The organism is Pseudomonas sp. 14P_8.1_Bac3 (genome assembly GCF_025466085.1).
GTDB lineage: Bacteria > Pseudomonadota > Gammaproteobacteria > Pseudomonadales > Pseudomonadaceae > Aquipseudomonas.
In genome coordinates this window covers 86,166-103,365 of the sequence record NZ_JANLOD010000049.1, presented here as the reverse complement: position 1 = coordinate 103,365, position 17,200 = coordinate 86,166, and the positions used below count along the sequence as shown (strand labels likewise).

Annotated in this window: 17 protein-coding genes; 2 read left to right on the top strand and 15 right to left on the bottom strand. The window is 62.4% G+C overall.

Annotated elements, in window-relative coordinates:
- Nucleotide 1: 1 nt before the first annotated feature.
- From NTD84_RS14735 to NTD84_RS14690, 10 genes are all read right to left on the bottom strand, one after another.
- On the bottom strand, nt 2–763 hold the full coding sequence (locus NTD84_RS14735) for an NTP transferase domain-containing protein (RefSeq protein ID WP_262166749.1): 762 nt from the start codon (nt 761–763) through the stop codon (nt 2–4).
- A 17-nt stretch (nt 764–780) separates the two neighbouring features.
- Nucleotides 781–2,289 (bottom strand): aldehyde dehydrogenase family protein, encoded by a 1,509-nt coding sequence (locus NTD84_RS14730; RefSeq protein WP_262166747.1) that lies wholly within the window; start codon nt 2,287–2,289, stop codon nt 781–783.
- On the bottom strand, nt 2,276–3,343 hold the full coding sequence (locus tag NTD84_RS14725) for an aminoglycoside phosphotransferase family protein (RefSeq protein WP_262166745.1): 1,068 nt from the start codon (nt 3,341–3,343) through the stop codon (nt 2,276–2,278). The genes NTD84_RS14730 and NTD84_RS14725 overlap by 14 nt, the downstream gene beginning before the upstream one ends.
- A 5-nt stretch (nt 3,344–3,348) precedes the next feature.
- Nucleotides 3,349–3,693, bottom strand: a complete 345-nt coding sequence (locus NTD84_RS14720) for a cupin domain-containing protein (protein ID WP_262166743.1) — start codon at nt 3,691–3,693, stop codon at nt 3,349–3,351.
- A gap of 136 nt (nt 3,694–3,829) precedes the next feature.
- Complete coding sequence (locus tag NTD84_RS14715) at nt 3,830–4,198, bottom strand: cupin domain-containing protein (RefSeq protein WP_262166741.1); 369 nt, start codon at nt 4,196–4,198, stop codon at nt 3,830–3,832.
- Nucleotides 4,191–5,474 (bottom strand): glycosyltransferase, encoded by a 1,284-nt coding sequence (locus NTD84_RS14710; protein WP_262166739.1) that lies wholly within the window; start codon nt 5,472–5,474, stop codon nt 4,191–4,193. The genes NTD84_RS14715 and NTD84_RS14710 overlap by 8 nt, the downstream gene beginning before the upstream one ends.
- 33 nt (nt 5,475–5,507) lie before the next feature.
- Nucleotides 5,508–6,587, bottom strand: a complete 1,080-nt coding sequence (locus NTD84_RS14705) for an ABC transporter ATP-binding protein (protein WP_262166736.1) — start codon at nt 6,585–6,587, stop codon at nt 5,508–5,510.
- Entirely contained in the window at nt 6,580–7,386 is an 807-nt protein-coding gene (locus NTD84_RS14700) for an ABC transporter permease (RefSeq protein ID WP_262166734.1), read from the bottom strand. The genes NTD84_RS14705 and NTD84_RS14700 overlap by 8 nt, the downstream gene beginning before the upstream one ends.
- Complete coding sequence (locus NTD84_RS14695; RefSeq protein ID WP_262166732.1) at nt 7,383–8,243, bottom strand: ABC transporter permease; 861 nt, start codon at nt 8,241–8,243, stop codon at nt 7,383–7,385. Before NTD84_RS14695 ends, NTD84_RS14700 begins: the two co-directional genes overlap by 4 nt.
- A 97-nt stretch (nt 8,244–8,340) precedes the next feature.
- Entirely contained in the window at nt 8,341–9,396 is a 1,056-nt protein-coding gene (locus NTD84_RS14690; protein WP_262166729.1) for a spermidine/putrescine ABC transporter substrate-binding protein, read from the bottom strand.
- Nucleotides 9,397–9,590: 194 nt separating this feature from the next.
- On the opposite strand from NTD84_RS14690, the gene NTD84_RS14685 reads away from it, so the two are divergent.
- Nucleotides 9,591–10,523, top strand: coding sequence for a GntR family transcriptional regulator (locus NTD84_RS14685; RefSeq protein WP_262166727.1), 933 nt, complete (start codon nt 9,591–9,593; stop codon nt 10,521–10,523).
- A gap of 97 nt (nt 10,524–10,620) precedes the next feature.
- Nucleotides 10,621–11,898, top strand: a complete 1,278-nt coding sequence (locus tag NTD84_RS14680) for a glycosyltransferase (protein WP_262166724.1) — start codon at nt 10,621–10,623, stop codon at nt 11,896–11,898.
- Nucleotides 11,899–12,043: 145 nt separating this feature from the next.
- Here the strand turns inward: NTD84_RS14680 and NTD84_RS14675 are convergent, their stop codons facing one another.
- From NTD84_RS14675 to NTD84_RS14655, 5 genes are all read right to left on the bottom strand, one after another.
- On the bottom strand, nt 12,044–13,147 hold the full coding sequence (locus tag NTD84_RS14675) for a hypothetical protein (protein WP_262166722.1): 1,104 nt from the start codon (nt 13,145–13,147) through the stop codon (nt 12,044–12,046).
- Between the two features lie 10 nt (nt 13,148–13,157).
- The gene (locus NTD84_RS14670) at nt 13,158–14,309 is read right to left on the bottom strand and encodes a M24 family metallopeptidase (protein ID WP_262166721.1); all 1,152 of its coding nucleotides are present in this window, start codon (nt 14,307–14,309) and stop codon (nt 13,158–13,160) included.
- A gap of 66 nt (nt 14,310–14,375) precedes the next feature.
- Nucleotides 14,376–15,230 (bottom strand): ABC transporter permease, encoded by an 855-nt coding sequence (locus NTD84_RS14665; RefSeq protein ID WP_262166720.1) that lies wholly within the window; start codon nt 15,228–15,230, stop codon nt 14,376–14,378.
- On the bottom strand, nt 15,227–16,075 hold the full coding sequence (locus tag NTD84_RS14660; protein ID WP_262166719.1) for an ABC transporter permease: 849 nt from the start codon (nt 16,073–16,075) through the stop codon (nt 15,227–15,229). Before NTD84_RS14660 ends, NTD84_RS14665 begins: the two co-directional genes overlap by 4 nt.
- Nucleotide 16,076: 1 nt before the next feature.
- Nucleotides 16,077–17,192, bottom strand: a complete 1,116-nt coding sequence (locus tag NTD84_RS14655) for an ABC transporter substrate-binding protein (protein WP_262166718.1) — start codon at nt 17,190–17,192, stop codon at nt 16,077–16,079.
- Nucleotides 17,193–17,200: the final 8 nt, after the last annotated feature.

The following is a 17,200-nucleotide window of genomic DNA, read 5'->3' as shown; positions in this document are numbered from 1 at the left end:
TTCATTCGCGACCTCGACGCTGCTGGTAAAGCTGTTCGGCCGCCTGCAATTGTTGACGATCATTGACCCCAAGCACGTCGGTCTCGTCCACCTCCACCGCGGTGACGGGCAGGCCGGCGTTGTTGGCCAGCGCCACGGCATCGGTGAGGTAATACTCGCCCTGGGCGTTCTGATTGCCGATCCGGTCCAGCAGCCAGAGGCAGGTGTCGGCGCGCAAACCCATCACCCCGCCATTACAGAAATTGATCTCACGTTCCTGCGCACTGGCGTCCTTGGCTTCGCGGATCGCGAGCAAGCGTCCCCCTTCCACCAGCAAGCGCCCGTAAGGCCCCGGCTGTTCGGTACGAAACCCGGCGACCGCCACGGCGGCACCGTCGATCAGTGCCTGCCGCAGGTGCAACAAGGTCTGCGCGCTGATCAACGGTGAATCGCCAAACAGCACCAGCACACAGCCCTGCTCGTGAGCCTGCAACGCCGGCCGGGCGGCGAGCACCGCGTGCGCTGTGCCCAGCTGTTCCTGCTGGGTAAACGTGCGCACCGTCGGCACGGCCTGCTTCAAATAATCGAGCACCACCCGACTGCCAGCGCCCACGACCACCGCGCAGTGCTCAATGTCCGCCGCCTCGACCGCCGCCAGCACGTGACCGAGCAACGGCCGGTCGCCCACCAGATGCATGACCTTTGGCAGCGGCGAACGCATGCGAGTGCCCTGCCCGGCGGCGAGTATCACCGCCAGGGTGGGCCAGGAAACGTTGTCGCTCATACGACCCTCCCAGTGAGTCAAACCTGATCGCGATAGAACACGTCGTCGGCATACGGATACCACCAGTCCTGAATCTTCGGCTGGTGATCGATGATGACCATTTTCGAGCGGCGGAACGCTTCGAGGCCCTGACGCCCGAGTTCACGCCCCAAGCCGGACATTTTCCAGCCGCCAAAAGGCAGCGCGTCGTTGTCGATCAGCGGGTTGTTGACCCAGACCATCCCGGCTTCAAGACGCTCGGCGGCCTCCATCGCTTCCGCCAGATCGGTGGAGAACAGCGAGGCCCCCAGACCGAACGGCGAATCGTTGGCCAAACGCACCGCTTCGTCAAAATCGCTGACCCGGCAGATCGCGGCGACCGGGCCGAAGCACTCTTCCTGGAGAATCGCCATGTCACCGGTCACCCCGGTGAGGATGGTCGGTTCATAGAACCAGCCCACACTGTGCTGCGGCGGAATCCGTCCCCCGCAGACCAGGGTTGCGCCCTTGGCCACGGCGTCGTCGACCAGGCGCATGACTTTATTGCGCGCGGCCTCGCTGACCATCGGCCCGATTTCCGTGCGCTCCAGGCCATGACCGATGCGCAGGGCGCGGGTGCGTTCGGCGAACCGGGCGACGAACTCGTCGTGGATCTCATCGACCACGTAGAAGCGTTCCGCCGAGGTGCAAATCTGCCCGCTGAGGTGGAACGCGGCGGTGACCGCACCTGCGGCCGCGACCTCCAGCGGCGCATGTTTGGAGATGATCAGCGGGTCGCTGCCACCGGCCTCGATCACGCACGGTTTCATCTGTTCGGCACAGGCCATCGCCACCGCTTTGCCCGCCGCCACGCTGCCGGTAAACGCCACCGCGTGGGTGCCGCTCGACTTCACCAGCCACTGTGCCGTCACGGCATCGCCCGGCACGCAAGACACCAGACCCGGCAGCAGCGCGGTGAAGTGCTCCATGAACTTGAGCGTGCACAGGGTCGTGGCTTCCGCCGGTTTGATGATGCAGGCGTTGCCCGCTGCAAGCGAAGCCGCGACCGTCCAGCACATCAACAGGATCGGAAAGTTGAAGGGCATGATGTGCACGCTGACGCCATACGGCTCATAACGCACATGCTGGAACGAGCCGATTTGCGTGGTGCCGGCGACCTTGCCGGCATCGTCCCGGGCCATTTCCGCGTAGTAACGGAAGATCGGCGCGCAGTTGGCCAGCTCGCCCATGGCTTCGGGAAACGGCTTGCCCATTTCCAGGGTCATCAACCGTGCGACCTCGCGATTGCAGGCGACGTGCTGTTCGATGGCATTGGCCAGTTGATGCAAGCGCGCGGCGCGGCTTTTCGCATCGATCAGCCGCCACTGTTGTTGCGCAGCGGTGGCGGCATCGACGGCGGCTTGCACGTCGGTTGCGCCGCACACGCCGACCTGTCCGACGCGTTGCAGGGTCGCCGGATCCAGCACTTCGCGCACGCGGGCGTCGGTCAGGGGCAGGTACTCGGCATTGATGAAGCGTTGGGCAGTGTCAGTGTCAAAGGTGGCCATGGGAAGATCCTTGAACCAGTCGATAAGGGGTTTCGCGCAACATCGCCAGGGTCGCGGGCGGCAACGCTTCGCGCCACGCCGGTACGTGGTGGTCGAGCCAGTCGCGCAACGGCGCCAGGGCTTCGGCCTGCAGCGCCCGAACGAACAAACCGAGGGTGCGGGGCAAATGCGCCAGATAGCCATGCTTGCCGTCGCGCCCCGCCAGGCGCACGAAGATCCCCAGCACCTTGGCGTGGCGCTGGGCGGCGAGCCGCCGGTAATCCTCGAGAAAACGCGGCGTAGCGAGTTCCGGACGTTGCATCAGGTAATGGGTCAGCAGCGCCACACGCAGCGCTTCGGGTACGTCGCGACGGGCGTCTTCGAGCAACGACATCAAGTCGTAGGCCGCCGAGCCGATCAACGCGTCCTGAAAATCCAGCAAACCACAGGCGGCCACGCCTTCGCGGCCTTCCAGCAGCATCAGGTTGTCGACGTGGAAGTCGCGCAACACCAAGGCTTCGCGACGTTGCGCGACCTCACCGCAGACCTCGGCGAACACCCGCAGAAATGACTCGCGCAGGTCCAGCGCGGCGTCCTTGCCGATCAACAGCGGGATATACCAGTCGATCAGCAGCGCGAATTCATCACTCAGTTGTCGGGCGTCGTAAGGCGCCACGTCTGCCGCCAGTGGCGCGCGGTGCAACGCCACCAGCGCGTCGACCGCCAATCGATACAGCGCCGCTTCCGGGTGCCCCGCCGCCAACAGCCGGGTGTAGGTGTCGTGGCCGAAATCCTCGATCAGCGCCAGCCCCGCTTCCTCGTCGACCTGCACCAGCGCCGGCGCGGAAAGCCCCAGCCCGTGCAAGTGCCGGGCAACCTGGATGAACGGGCCGATCGGCTCGCTGAGCGGCGGCGAATCCATCAGCAACAGCCCTTCCCCGCTCAAACGAAAATAACGCCGGGTCGAGGCATCCGCCGGCAACGCGAGCAGTGGGGCGTCGGCGAAACCGGCGCGGGCCAGAAAGGCGGCGCGCTGGCTGTCGCGATCGGGCGATGAAGCACGTGTCTCAGTCATGGCATTCACCGGATCATGTAGACCTTTTTCACCGTCTCATGGACGGTGCACACGCCTTTCCAGTCCTTGTGGAAAAAGGCCGCCGTGTCGGGCTTGATCTCGATCACTTCGCCGGACTCGTGGACGTAGGTGCAGCGGCCTTCGAGGAAATGGCAGAACTCGTCGCTGGTGACGTGGCAAAACCAGGTGCCCGGGGTGCAGATCCACACCCCGCACTCGGACTGGCCTTCGGGTCCTTTGTGCAGCACCACGCCGGAGACACGGGATTCGCCGTCAAGCATGGTCGGGATCACGCCCCAATCCTTGACGTCGGTGATTTGCAGCGGGTTGTACAGAAACGGGGTGGTCATGATTGTTCTCCAAAAAATCGGGTTTTCTGTAGGAGCGAGCTTGCTCGCGAAGGATGCCCAGACGAGGCGGAAATCCAGACAGCCAGCGTTTTCGTTCACGCCCATCGCGAGCAAGCTCGCTCCTACAGGTTCAGGTTCAGGCCAGCATGTACACGTTGCGCAGGGTTTCCCGGACGTTGCATTCGCCGGTCCAGCCGGCCGGGAACAGCACCAGGGTGTTGGCGCGGACTTCGATCACTTCACCGTCGTCATGACGGTAAGTCGCCTCGCCCGCGATGAAGTGGCACAGCTCGTCGCGGGGAATCGACAGGCGCCAGCGCCCCGGCGTGCACACCCAGAGCCCGGTTTCGGGACTGTTGTTCGGGCCTTTGAACAGCAGGCGCCCGCTGGAATGCGAGACACCTTCAATGGCGTCGCTCTGCACGCCCCAGTCCACCAGATCGGTGCGGCGGCTGACGTCTTCGAGGTACGGCGTCGTGCCCACCGTGGTGTTCGAGTCAAACATCGTTCAATACCTTGTCGAGAATGGCGGCCGCGTCCGCAGGCCCTTTGCGTGATTGCATCTGCGCGCTGGTGCGCTGCAGACGTTGGCGCATCGCTTGATCGTTGAGGCACGCCGCCAGCTTTTCCGCCAGCTGTGCTTCGCTCCACTCGTAGCGATCGAGCTTGAAGCCGTGGCCGCTTTCTTCAGCGCGCATGGCGTTGTCGTGGCCGTCCCAGACGTACGACATGACGATCGCCGGCTTACCGAAAAACAGGCATTCGGTGAAGCTGTTGTTGCCGCCGTGGTGGATCACCGCATCGACCTGGGCAATCACCGACGGTTGCGGGAACCAGTTGGAGATCAGCACGTTGTCGGGCAGGTCCGGGTACTCATCAAGGTGCTCGCCGACGTTGAACAACGCGCGGTAAGGCAACTTGCCGACGGCGCTGATGAGGCGCTGGAGCAGATCGACATCGCCAGAGCCGAGGCTGCCAAAACTGACGTAGAGCAATGGCTTGTCGTTGTTGGCGCGGAACTCCGGAATCTCGTAACTCGTGTCGTGGCGCACGCAGCCTTGCAGGTAATGGAACCGCTCGGCCGGCAACGGATGGCGGCGCTCGAACTTCACCGCATCCGGGTACAACAACAGGTTCATGTAGGGCGAAGCTTCGAAGAACGTCCCCAGTGGATACGGCTGTTCACCATGGGCTTGCAGGAACCGGTTGAAGTCGTCGTGAATCGGTCCGACCACTTCTTCGAAGCGCTGGCGGAATTGCGCGTGGCCGGCCTTGTCGTCGACGCTCATGCCCGACAGGTGCGGCGGAATATCCGGGTCTTCGATCTCGTTTTCCGAGCAGGAAATGATCCGCACCCAAGGCTTGCCGTATTGCTTGATGGCCGGGAACAGGATCACGTTGTCAACGCAGATCAGGTCGGGCTTGACCTTGTCCAGCACCGCCGGCAGGTCCTTCTGCGCCCACTTCGCCGTCTCGACGATGGCGGCCCAGCATTCCTTCACGTAGTTGTCGATCTGCTCCAGCGGCGTTTTGCGGAAATTCGGGATATGGCCGTTGATGAAGTCGACCCAGTAGCGGGCCATTTCTTCGGCGGGCATCGGTGCCGACATGTTGACCATGTGTTCTTCAAAACCGTAGCCGGCATACACGCCACTCATGCCCGGGTCGGTGAGGAAAACCGCCTTGTGGCCGAGGGCTTCGCATGCCTGGGCGATACCGACTGAGTTCAGGGCCGGGCCGTAGGCGGCTTCCGGAAAGAAGGCGATCACTTTCTGTTTCATCGAGCGGTTCTCCTGCCTGGTCTTTTTTATTGTTCAGCGCGTCAATACACGGGCGTGGCGAGCCTGCCAGCCGAGCCGGATACTCATACCGATAGCAAAATGAGCGAATTCGAATTGCGAGGACGGCACCCGGACGATCAACGCCTTGTCGCTGAGCACCGTCTGCACATGCACGTTGGTGTCGAGGCCGTGGTAGGCGATTTCAACGATCTGACCGCTGACCTGGTTGTCGCAAGCCCCGCCCTCCTGCGCCAGCACCTGCAGGCGCTCGGGGCGCACGACCACGGCGACGTTCTGCCCCGGCACCAGCGGCGCGTCGGTCACGACGGCCAGCTCCTGACCGTTGACCCGCACCGTGTGCTGCCCGGTGCGCGCGCCTTCGAACAGGTTGCTGACGCCGATGAAGTTGGCGACAAAGCGGCTGTTGGGGTTTTCGTAGAGTTCGGTGGGGCTGCCGCACTGGCAGACCTTGCCGCCGTCGAGCACCGCCATGCGGTCCGACATCACCAGTGCTTCTTCCTGGTCGTGGGTGACGATGATGAAGGTGATGCCGCTTTCAAGTTGCAGGCGCTTGAGTTCGAGCTGCATCTTTTCCCGGAGCTTTTTGTCGAGGGCGCCCAAAGGTTCATCGAGCAATAACACCCGCGGGCGTTTGACCAACGCCCGTGCCAGGGCGACGCGCTGGCGTTGCCCGCCGGAGAGCTGATCCGGCTTGCGTTCAGCCAGTTCGCCGAGCTGCGCGGTGTTCAGCACGTCATCGACGCGACGGCGGATTTCCGCTTCCGGCAAACGCTCCATCTCCAGTCCATAAGCGATGTTCTTGCGCACGGTCATGTTGGGAAACAGCGCATAAGACTGGAACATCAGGTTCAACGGACGCTTGTTGGCCGGCAGGGGCGAGATGTCCTTGCCGTCCAGGTAGATGCATCCGGCGCTGGGGGTTTCGAATCCGGCGAGCATGCGCAACAGCGTGGTCTTACCGCAGCCGGACGGCCCCAGCAACGCGAAGAACTCGTTCTCGCGGATGTTCAGCGACACCTCGTCGACCGCCAGACCGTTGCCATACGACTTGCTGACCTTGTCCAGGATCAGTACCGCAGAGGAATTATTCATGGGTGCGAGGAGCCTTGTTGAGACGCTGCGAAGCCAGCAGCGCGGTGATGCTGACCAGCATCACCAGCGTCGCCAGGGCGTTGATTTCCGGAGTGACGCCAAAGCGGATCATGGCGTAGATCTGCATCGGCAACGTGGTGGAAGCCTGGCCGGAACCGGAGTTGAAAAAGGCGATGATGAATTCGTCCACCGACAGGGTGAACGAGAGCAAGCCACCCGCCAGCACGCCGGGGAAGATCGCCGGCAACAACACCCGGCGAAACGTGGTGAACCTGCTCGCGCCGAGATCGATCGAGGCTTCGAGAATCGAGTAGTCGAAGTGCTTGAGCCGTGTGCGTACCACCGCACAGACGAAAGCGATGTTGAACACGGCGTGGCTGATGATGATCGAGTGCAGACCGAGCCCGACCTTGAGCAGGTTGAAGAAGCTCAGCAGCGCGATCGCCAGGACGATGTCGGGAATGATCATCGGCGCCATCAACAAGGTGTCGACCACCTGACCCTTGTCATTGCCTTTGCGGCGCAACTCGATGCCCAGCGCCAGGAACGTCCCCAGCACGCAGGCAATGAACGTCGCCGACAGCGCCACGATCAGGGTGTTGAGGGCCGCCGACAGAATCGCCGAGTTGTGCGCCAGCGACACGTACCATTTCAGCGACACGCCGCCCCAGGCCGTGGGTAATCCGGACTTGTTGAACGAGAGCAGGATCAGCACCAGGATCGGCACATACAGGAAGGCATACACCAACCCCAGGTGCGTGTTGAGCAGGGTGCCGCCTGCCGAACGAGACTGACTCATGCGCGGCCTCCTTCTGCACGACGGGCCACCAGGGCCTGGACGAACAACAGGATCAGCATGATGGCGATCAGGAAAAAGCTCAGCGCCGCGCCGAACGGCCAGTCCCGCGCCGTGAGGAATTGCGCGTAGATCAGGTTGCCGACCATCTGCACCTGCTTGCCGCCCAACAGGTCGGCGGTGATGAAGTTGCCGATGCTCAGGACGAAGACAAACACGGCGCCGGCGGCGACACCCGGCACGCTCAGCGGCAGGATAATCCGGCGAAAGGTCATCCAGCCCGAAGCGCCGAGGTCTTTCGAGGCGTCCCAGAGTTCGTTGTTGATGCGCGACAGCGACGAGAAAATCGCCAGGATCACAAACGGGATGTAGTTGTAGACCAGCCCCAGCACCACCGACGCTTCGGTGTACAGCAGGCTGATGGGTTCGCCGCTGTAGCCGAACAGCTGCAGCATTTTGTTGATCAGGCCTTCGCGATTGAGCAGGACGATCCAGGCGTAGGTGCGGATCAGGTAGTTGCTCCAGAACGGCAGCATCACCAGGAACAGAAACACCGCTTGATGGCGCCGCGGTGCGCGGGCGATGGCGTACGCCGCCGGGTAGCCGATCAGCACCGCGAACAGCGTCGCCAGCCCGGCGATCTTCGCCGATTTGAGCAGGATGCCCAGGTACAGCGGATCGAACGCGCGCTGATAATTGTCCCAGGTGAACAGCCAGTCGATACCGCCGTAGGCACCGCGTTCGACAAAGCTGTAGACCAGCACCAGCAGGCACGGCACCACCAGGAATATCAGCAGCCAGCCGAAGCCGGGCGCAAGAAGCCAGGCCGACAGACGCCTGTCAGCATGCAAAGCACTCATTACCCATATCCTCCCGCCCCGGAACGGAGGCGGCTTGCGAGCGTGGCGGGGCATGACGGGCATGCCCCGGATCGTTGCGGCTTACGTTGTGTGGGGCTTAGTTCTGCGCCGCCATGATTTCGGTGACGGCCCGGGTGTAGGCTTTTTGCGTGGTGCCGCCCAGGTCGCGCAATTGCTCCATCTTCAACAGCTCGCTCGGGGCGATCGTCAGGTTGGGGTATTGCTTGAGCAGGTCAGCGGACAAACCGGCCATGGCGGCCTGGTTGGGGATTTTGTAGAGGATGTTTTCCGCGACCCAGACGTGGTTTTCCTTGGCGAGCATGAAGTTGACGAACTTGAACGCCTGCTCCTGATGCTTCGAGCTTTTCAGCACGACCATGGTGTCCACCCAGAGGTCGGAACCCTCCTTGGGCACCACGAACTTGATCGCCGCATTGGCCTGTGTGCCGTAGTTGCACCAGCCGTCCCACGCATGCGCCATCATCGATTCGCCGGACGCGAGTTTCGAATAGAAGGTGGTGTCGTCGAAGGCGAGAATGCGTTTCTTGGTGGCAATCAACTGATCGCGGACCGCAGCGATGTGGTTCGGGTCGTTGTCGTTGACCGACCAGCCCCTGGCCAGGAAACCGGCGCCGAGCATCCAGCGATCGGTGGCCAGCATTGTCACTTTGCCTTTGAGCGCATCGCTCGGGTTGAGCAGTTCATTCCAGCTTAGGGGTGCTGGCGTGACGTTGTCGGAGCGGTAGCAGATGCCGGTCGTGCCCCAGGTGTACGGCACCGAGAAATGGTTGCCCGGGTCGTATTCCAGCTTGTTGGCTTCGGGATAGAGGTTTTTCAGGTTGGGGACTTTGACCGGATCGATGTCGGCCAGCAGGCCCTGCTTGTGCAGGACTTCGGCGAACGGCGAAGAGACGAACACCACGTCATAGCCTTCGCCGCCAGACGCCATGAGCTTGCCCATGATTTCTTCGTTGGTCGCGTGCAACGCCTTGTCGACGTCAACGCCGCTGGCCGCCTTGAACTTGTCCAGCGCATCCGGGGCCATGTAGCCGTCCCAGATGGAAATCACCATGTCTTTTGCGGTGGCGGCCTGTGACGCGATCGCCAGGGAGACGCTCAATCCCAGACACATAAGGCCTTTCAGCTTTCTCATAATACTCACCCGACGATTGTTTATTGTTGTGTTCGAAGGCAGTACGGCAAAAAGAGAAACGATTGCATGTGTTTTTTTTTAGAAATTAGGACCAGCACGGAAAGATGTCAACGCTTTTTTCATGCCTGACGGTTCGGCAGTGCATGGCTTAAGATGAGCACCTGAGTCCGAAGCGACCAAAAGAGATAAGACGCTTGAGCACGACACCCGAGAAAAAACCCCGCACCAATCACCTGGAACTCGCCCGGCGGATCCTGGAGCACACCCAGGAAACCGGGCTGGTGGCCGGCGATCCGGTCGCCGAGCAAGCGCTTTCACGCACGTTCCAAGTGTCGCGCACGCTGATTCGCGGCGCGCTGAAAGTCCTGCTGGAAGAGAACCTGCTGAGCCACGAAGCCGGCAAAGGCTATCGATTGCTCGCCGCGCCGGGCGGCCAGGCCTTCAACGCCGCCTTGCCGCAAGCCGAGGAAGAAGAACTGGCAACCTCGGTCCTGCGCGACCGTATGGCCGGACGCCTCGGGGACAGCATCAGCATCAGCGAGCTGATGCGTCGTTATGACATCGGCCGGCCCGCAGCGCAGAAAGCCCTGCAGCAGTTGAGCGAAAGCCAGGCGATCGAGCGCGGGCCCGGCCAGTCCTGGCTGTTCCGTCCTTCACTGAACAGCCTGGCCGCCCTTGAGGAAAGCCTGAAATTCCGCCTGATCCTTGAGCCGGAAGCGTTGCTAAACCCTAATTTCAGCGCCGACCCGCAACGCCTGGCCTTGCTGCGCAGCGCCATGCAAACCCTGCTCGCCAGCCCGGTCGAGCACTTTGATATCCAGCAGTTTCGCGAGCTGGACATCAGCTTCCATGAACTGATCGGCCAGAGCTGCGGCAACCGCTTTATCGGCGACGCCCTGCTCCAGCATCAGAGCCTGCGGCGCCTGCCGAACCTGTTGCCGAGCGTCAGCGTTCACCGCCTGCAGGAAGCCCTGCGCGAACACCTGCAAATCATTGCGCACATCGAACGCGGACAGCTGGAGATCGCGGCCGACCTGCTGCGCCTGCACTTGCGCCTGAGCGCGGCCCAGCGCCCGCAAACCGCCAACCGTGGCATTCCGCAGAGCCAGTTGTTCGGGCGCCGTTGAATCGCTTAAAAAAACAGGATGATTTTTTTTATAAAATAAGACAGCATCCAGTCATCTCAGGCACGGCGGGCATTATCCGCCATGGACTTTCTTCGCCATGCACACACACAAACTGATCGCCTTGTTTCCGGAAGCCAGTTTCGGCGCGGCCTTGAACTGCATTGGTATCGCCCAGTCACTGCGTGAGCTGGGAGCAAAACCGGTCTTTATCTGCCACGAGCATTTCCAGGGGCTCTTCGCCGAGTACGGCTTCGACGAGTACCCGATTCCGCAAGCCAGTCCCTTGTCGGCGGCGGAACATCAGCATTACTGGGAGCGCTTTATCGAGCGCAACATCCCCTACTTCGACCAGACTCCGCTGGCGCAGATCGACAGCTACGTGGCGCCGGCCTGGGAAGCGATCATCGACACGGCGATCGAAGCGGAAAAGCCGTTGCAACAGTTGCTGGGTCGTCTCAAGCCGGACGTTATCGTCCTCGATAACGTGGTCATGTTCCCTGCCATCGCCAACGCGGGTTGCCCGTGGGTGCGGATGGTGTCCTGCGCCGAAACCGAACTGCCGGACGCTGCCGTGCCGCCTTATCTGTCGGGCTGTCTGGCCGGCGACAGCGAGGCGCGTGAACGTTTTGCCGAGCACTATCTGGAAGCGGTAGCGCCGGCCCATGAACGTTTTTCGCAGTTTCTCGCGAGTAACGGCACGGCGCCTTGTCCGCCTGGGCAATTTCTCGTTGATTCGCCGTGGCTGAACCTGCTGCTGTCGCCGACACCGGTGCGCTATGACCGCCAGCCGCCGCTGGACCCGCAGCGTTATGTCTACCTCGACGGTTGCGTGCGGCGCGAAGCGCCTTACATCGTTCCCGACTTCCCGCGGCACAACGACGCGCCGCTGATCTACGTCAGTTTCGGTAGCCTCGGGGCCGCCGACACCGGGATGATGAAGCGCCTGATCGGCACCATCGAACACCTGCCGTATCGGTTCCTGATCAACGTCGGCGCCTATCGGGACATGTACGGCACCGTCCCGGACAACGTGTACCTGGACAGCTGGTTTCCACAGCCGGCGGTGCTCAAGGAATGCCAGTTGTTCATCCACCACGGTGGCAACAACAGCTTTTGCGAAGCGCTGTATTTCGGTTTGCCGTCATTGATCATTCCGTACTGCTGGGACGGCCACGACAATGCCGCGCGCGCCGAGGAAGTTGGCGTCGGTCGCTACCTGCCACGGTTTGCCGACCCCCTCTCGGCCTTGCCGGCCGCGCTGGCACAAATGCTGGCTGATCAACCGATGAAACAACGCCTGCAATCAATCAGCCAGAACATGCAGGCGACCCGCGGCACCGACATCGCCGCCCGAGCAATCATGGCGCTGCCGTAGCAGTACACCGCAAATCCCTGTAGGAGCCAGCTTGCTGGCGATAGCTTCCGTCCAGCAATAAAGCCATCGCCTGACCCACCGCGATCGCCAGCAAGCTGGCTCCTACAGTTGACCTGTGCCGTACACATGTTCGGTGCGCACCTTGTCAAAGCGCCCAACCCACCTCCCGCAACGCCTTGTCCAACGCTTGGACATCCGCCTCACTCCGCGCCTCGAATACCGGCATGTAGGCCAGCGGATCCGCCAGGGTTGATGCCTGTCCGAGAAAGCCCTGGGTCGCTGCGTGCAGGCAATATGCGCTGTAGGCCGGGTTGTAGCCGCCTTCCTGGACAATCAACAAGCGTCCTTCGCAATGCCCATCGGCGAATTGCCGGGCGCGTTGGGCGAGGCGATTGAAGCCGTTCATGGTCAGCAATTGCCGTCCATTGGGATCGAATTGCGACGCATCGAGGCCATTGGCGATGATCAACAGTTGCGGCGTAAACGCCGTCAACGCCGGCTCGACGAACCGTTCGAACGCCAACTCGTAGGTCAGGTCTCCCGACCCCATCGGCAACGGGATATTCAGGTTGCTGCCGACACCCGCGCCGCTGCCCCGTTCATCAACGCCACCGGTCTGTGGATGGCTGGGCCCCCAGGCGCCATGGTCCATGTGCATTGACACCGTGAGCACCGTCGGATCCCGATAAAAACCCTCTTGGGTGCCATTGCCGTGATGCACGTCCCAATCGACGATGGCGACCCGCTCAATGCCCGCCGCCTGGGCAGCCCGCGCTGCCACGGCGACGTTGTTGAAAAAGCAGTAGCCGTCCGCCATGTCCGGCGCCGCGTGGTGACCCGGCGGGCGCACCAGTGCCATGGCGGGACGCCGCTCACGCAGCGTTTGCTCCAGCGCCGCGACACTGGTCCCGGCGGCGGCGAGCAGCCCGGACAACCCTCCGGCATTGATCAAGGTGGTGCTGCTGAATCGCCGCCCCTGTTGATCCGCCGCCTCGATTGCCCTTAGGTAATCCTCCGTGTGGAAGCGCAACAGTTCGTCCCGCGTCGCGTGCCGGCCGGCGTGCCAGGCCAGATTCCCGGCCACCGGCCCATTACGCAGAATCGCCCGCATGTTGATCAGCCGCGGGCTGCTTTCCGGGTGCTGGGTCTGTGTGTCCAGAAGGTTGCTGGGCGGCGCCTCGAACACGCCGTAGCCGGTGTCGTGGCGCAGCACATCGTCATGCCAGAAAACGTCCATCAATGCAGACATAAGCGGCTCCTCAGTCGATGATCGTCAGCTCGGGTGGAATCTCCGACAGGCTGCGCGAGCCCTCCGCTTCGCACAACACCGTGTCGCCCAGTTTCAGACCAAACCCTTCGGAATACAGCGACAGGTTCGGTTCGATCGAGAACGACATGTTCGGCTGGAACACATGATCGTCGGCCTCATCGACCATCATCGCTTCGAGCCAGGTCGGTGGATACGCCAGCCCGAGGCTATAGCCGATCCGGTGCACGCGGGTCCGCGACAGGTCGATGCGATCCAGGATCTCGTTGCACACCCGGTTGGCCTCACCGACCGGGGTGCCCGGCTTCGCCACGTCGATGGCGGCGTTGAACGCTTCCGTCAGCAAGGTCGACACCTCCCGCACCCGCGCCGTCGGTTTGCCGATGACTGCGGTGCGCATCAGGATCGCGTGATAACGGTTGCACACGCCCGCATGCTCAAGAATCACCACGTCGCCAGGACTGATGGTGAGGCGATGCGGCATCGCGTGGGTCATGGTGCTGCGGCGTCCGGTCGCGCACATCGGGCTGATCGCCGAATACTCGCTCCCCGCCTCGCCCAACGCCTTGGAGACGATGCCGGAAATCTCCACTTCCGACATGCCCGGACGCAACGCCTCAAACGCGGCACGCATGCCGTAATCCGCCATGCGCGCAGCACTGCGCTGGTACTCGATTTCTTCGGCGGTCTTGATCAGTCGCTCCTCGGCGACCACCACCGAAGCGTCCTCGAAATGCGCGTTCGGCATGTGCCGCAGCAGCGTGGTGTATTGCAGCGGACTGAAGGTCGAGGCCTGCATTTCCAGACCGATACGCCCCTGGCTCAGCCCCAGTTCCTCGAGCGAATCGGCGACGATGCGCAGCGGATCCTGCTTGGCGATGTCGTAGAAAATCCCCTCCTCCATGCTCGACAGTTCATAGGTGCACGGCTCCTCGCTGGTACGGGTCAGGAAGATCGGATCAGCCAGTTTCGGCGAGATGATCAGTGCCTGATACCAGAGAAAACCCAGGCTGTCGAAACCGGTCAGGTAGTTGATGTTGTCCGGGTAATTGACCACCAGCGCATCGAGGCCACGTTCGCTCATGCGGCGTTTTACCGCTTCGATGCGTTGACGATAAGTGCGCAGGGGAAATGCAGTCATCATGAGGTATCCCTCCTTAGGGAAAAGGTGCACGGGTAAACAGTGAAAAGCCGAAGGATGGCGGGTCGGCTAGCGACCCGGTGTGTCAGCGTTCTTGTCGTGCCGGTACAGGCGCACCAACAGCACGACCAGAGTGATGAAGATCATCAGGGTGGAGACGGCGGCGATGGCCGGGTCCAGGTTGTAGCGCAGGCCATCCCAGATCCGTTTGGGCAAGGTAATGACGTTGAGGCCACTGGTGAACAGCGTAACCACGACTTCTTCCCAGGACATGATGAACGCCATGAAGAAACTCCCCGCCAGGCCAACCCGCACGTTGGGCATCAACACCTGGCGGATGGTCATCCACAACCCGGCGCCCAGCGAGCGAGAGGCTTTGTACAGACTGGTTTCAAGCCGGCTGTAAGCCACCAGCATGGCGATCAGCGAGTACGGCAACGCCATCATCAAGTGGCCGAACCCCACACCCAGCAGCGTGTCGAGCTGCTGCACCTTCGCCCCGAGGTAGTAGATCGACATGGCCGACACCACCTGCGGCACGATCATCGGCAGCAACACCACGGCGGTGAGCGCAACGCGGTAACGCGGCTCCAGCCAGATCCCGGTGGCGAACATGAACGCCAGCGCCGTACTGACCACACCGACGGCCGCCGCGAGCCCGAGACTTTGCAGGATCGAGCTCAGCCACGCGGTATTGAGCAGCTCAAGGTAGTGCCGCAATGACCACGCACCGTCCGGAAACGCCAGGTAGCGTTGATCACCGAATGACAGCGGCACGATCACCAGGATCGGCAGCAGCAGAAACCCTGCCGCCAGCAGCAGACCGGCAAACGACAACCACCTGGCGAGATCGATGCGCGGTTTGAATCGGGCGGCGGCAGGCGTTCGCGCCGCCAGCCGGGTCATTGTGGGCAACGTACTCATGCGGTTCTCCCGGTAAAACGACCAAAGCCCACCAGTTTGCCGAACACCACCGCGCAAACCGCGACCATCAACATCAGGACAATACTCAGTGCGGCGCCCAGGCCCCAGTTGGAGAGCTGGAACATCTGGATGTAGATGCTCTCCGCCAACATTGCCGCCTTGCCACCGCCCAACAGCGCCGGGGTGACGAAGCAGCCGAGGCTGAATACGAACACCGTGGCCGATGCCGCCGCCACGCCCGGTACGGTGAGGGGTAGAAACACGTCTTTCAACGTGGCCCAGCGCCCCGCCCCCAGACTGCTCGCCGCCCGCAGCAAGCCGTCGTCGATCTGGCGCATGGAAGACAGCAACGGCAGCACTGCGTACGGCACCATGAAATGCACCATGCCGATCAAGGCCCCGACTTCATTGCGCACCAACGCCAGCGGCTCGTCGACGATCCCCAGGGTCAGCAGGCTCTGGTTGATCAAGCCGTCGTTACGCAGCAACACCAGCCAGGCGAACGCCCGAATCAGCATCGACAGCCAGAACGGCAACAGCACGAACAACTCGATGAACTGCCGCCCCCGCCCTGAGGCAAATCGCCAGCGATAGGCGATCAGGTAGGCGATCGCGACGCTGATCAGCGTGGTCAGCAGGCAGATCCGCAGCGTGCGCCAGATCACCGCGTGAAGGGTCGCGCTGTCGATGATGGTCGCGTAATGCTGGACGCCGGGTTGCGGCAGGCTGAAGCTCCAGCCCAGCACGCCCAGCGTCGGCAACAGGTAACCGACCAGGATGATCAGCGGCAACGGCAGGATCAGCAGCGCATAGATCCGCAACGTGCCTTGGGAACCGAGTCGCATATCAGCCACCAATCAAAGCCAGGTAACGTTCGAGCGTTTCACCGTAGTGATCGGCGTACCAGAGGTTGTTCATCGACACTTGCTTGCGCAGGTTCTCCGGCGCGGTGGGGTTGATGCGCTGCAGCTCGGGCGAGAGCAAGGCGTTCACCTTCGAGTCCACCGGGCCCATGTTGTAGACCTCCATCAGCTTCGCCTGAACCTCCGGGCGCAGCGCATAGGCGATGAACTTCATGGCGTTCGCGGCGCCGGCCGGGTTGCTCTTGGGCACCATCCACACCGAGGGGGCGACGATGGCGTTATCGAAGGTCCAGTCGATGGCGCCGCCGGTGTCGTGTTTGACCAGCTCGGCGCGGGTGTGCCACATCTGCCCCATCGAGGCCTCGCCGTCACGCAGCAGCTGTTGCGATTCGGCACCGGTCGACCAGTGCGTGACCACGTGCGGCATGAGTTCTTCGATCTTGCGCAGTGCGCGGTCGACGTCCAGCGGATAGAGCTTGTCCGGGGCGACGCCGTCCGCCAGCAAGGCGCACTCGAGGTTGGCGCTCATCCATTTGTAGAGCGTGCGCTTGCCGGGGTACTTCTTGACGTCCCAGAAATCCGCCCAGCTTTTCGGCGGGTTCTTGCCGAAGCGCTTGGCGTCGTAGCCGATCACGTAGCTGTAGGTGTAGTTCGCGAGGCCGAATTCATGAATGTCGCCGTAGCCGATCAGTGACCGGTCGACCACTGAATAATCAATCGGGGCCAGGACGCCTTCCTTGCCCAGGCGGTACGAGGAATACATTTCGCCGTCGCACACATCCCAGCGCACGGCGCCGCTGTTGACCTGGGTCTTGACCGCCCCTTCGGTAGGGCCGCTGCCGTCGATCTTGAGCTGAAGACCGCTGGCGGCGTTGAAGTCCACGTAGCTTTTTTCAAACGCCGGGACCGCATCGCCGCCCCAGTTGGACACCACCAGCGAGCCACCCGCGGCGAACGCGCTGCGCAGTGGACCGAGCCCGGCCATGGCGGCCGCGACCATCAGGGCCTGGTTGAAGCTGCGACGGCTGAGCGTGCCAGCCTCGAGTCGTTCCCGGGCGATGTCCACGGTGTCGTCGATAAAGCGCTGTTTGTCTTTCATCCTCGGTA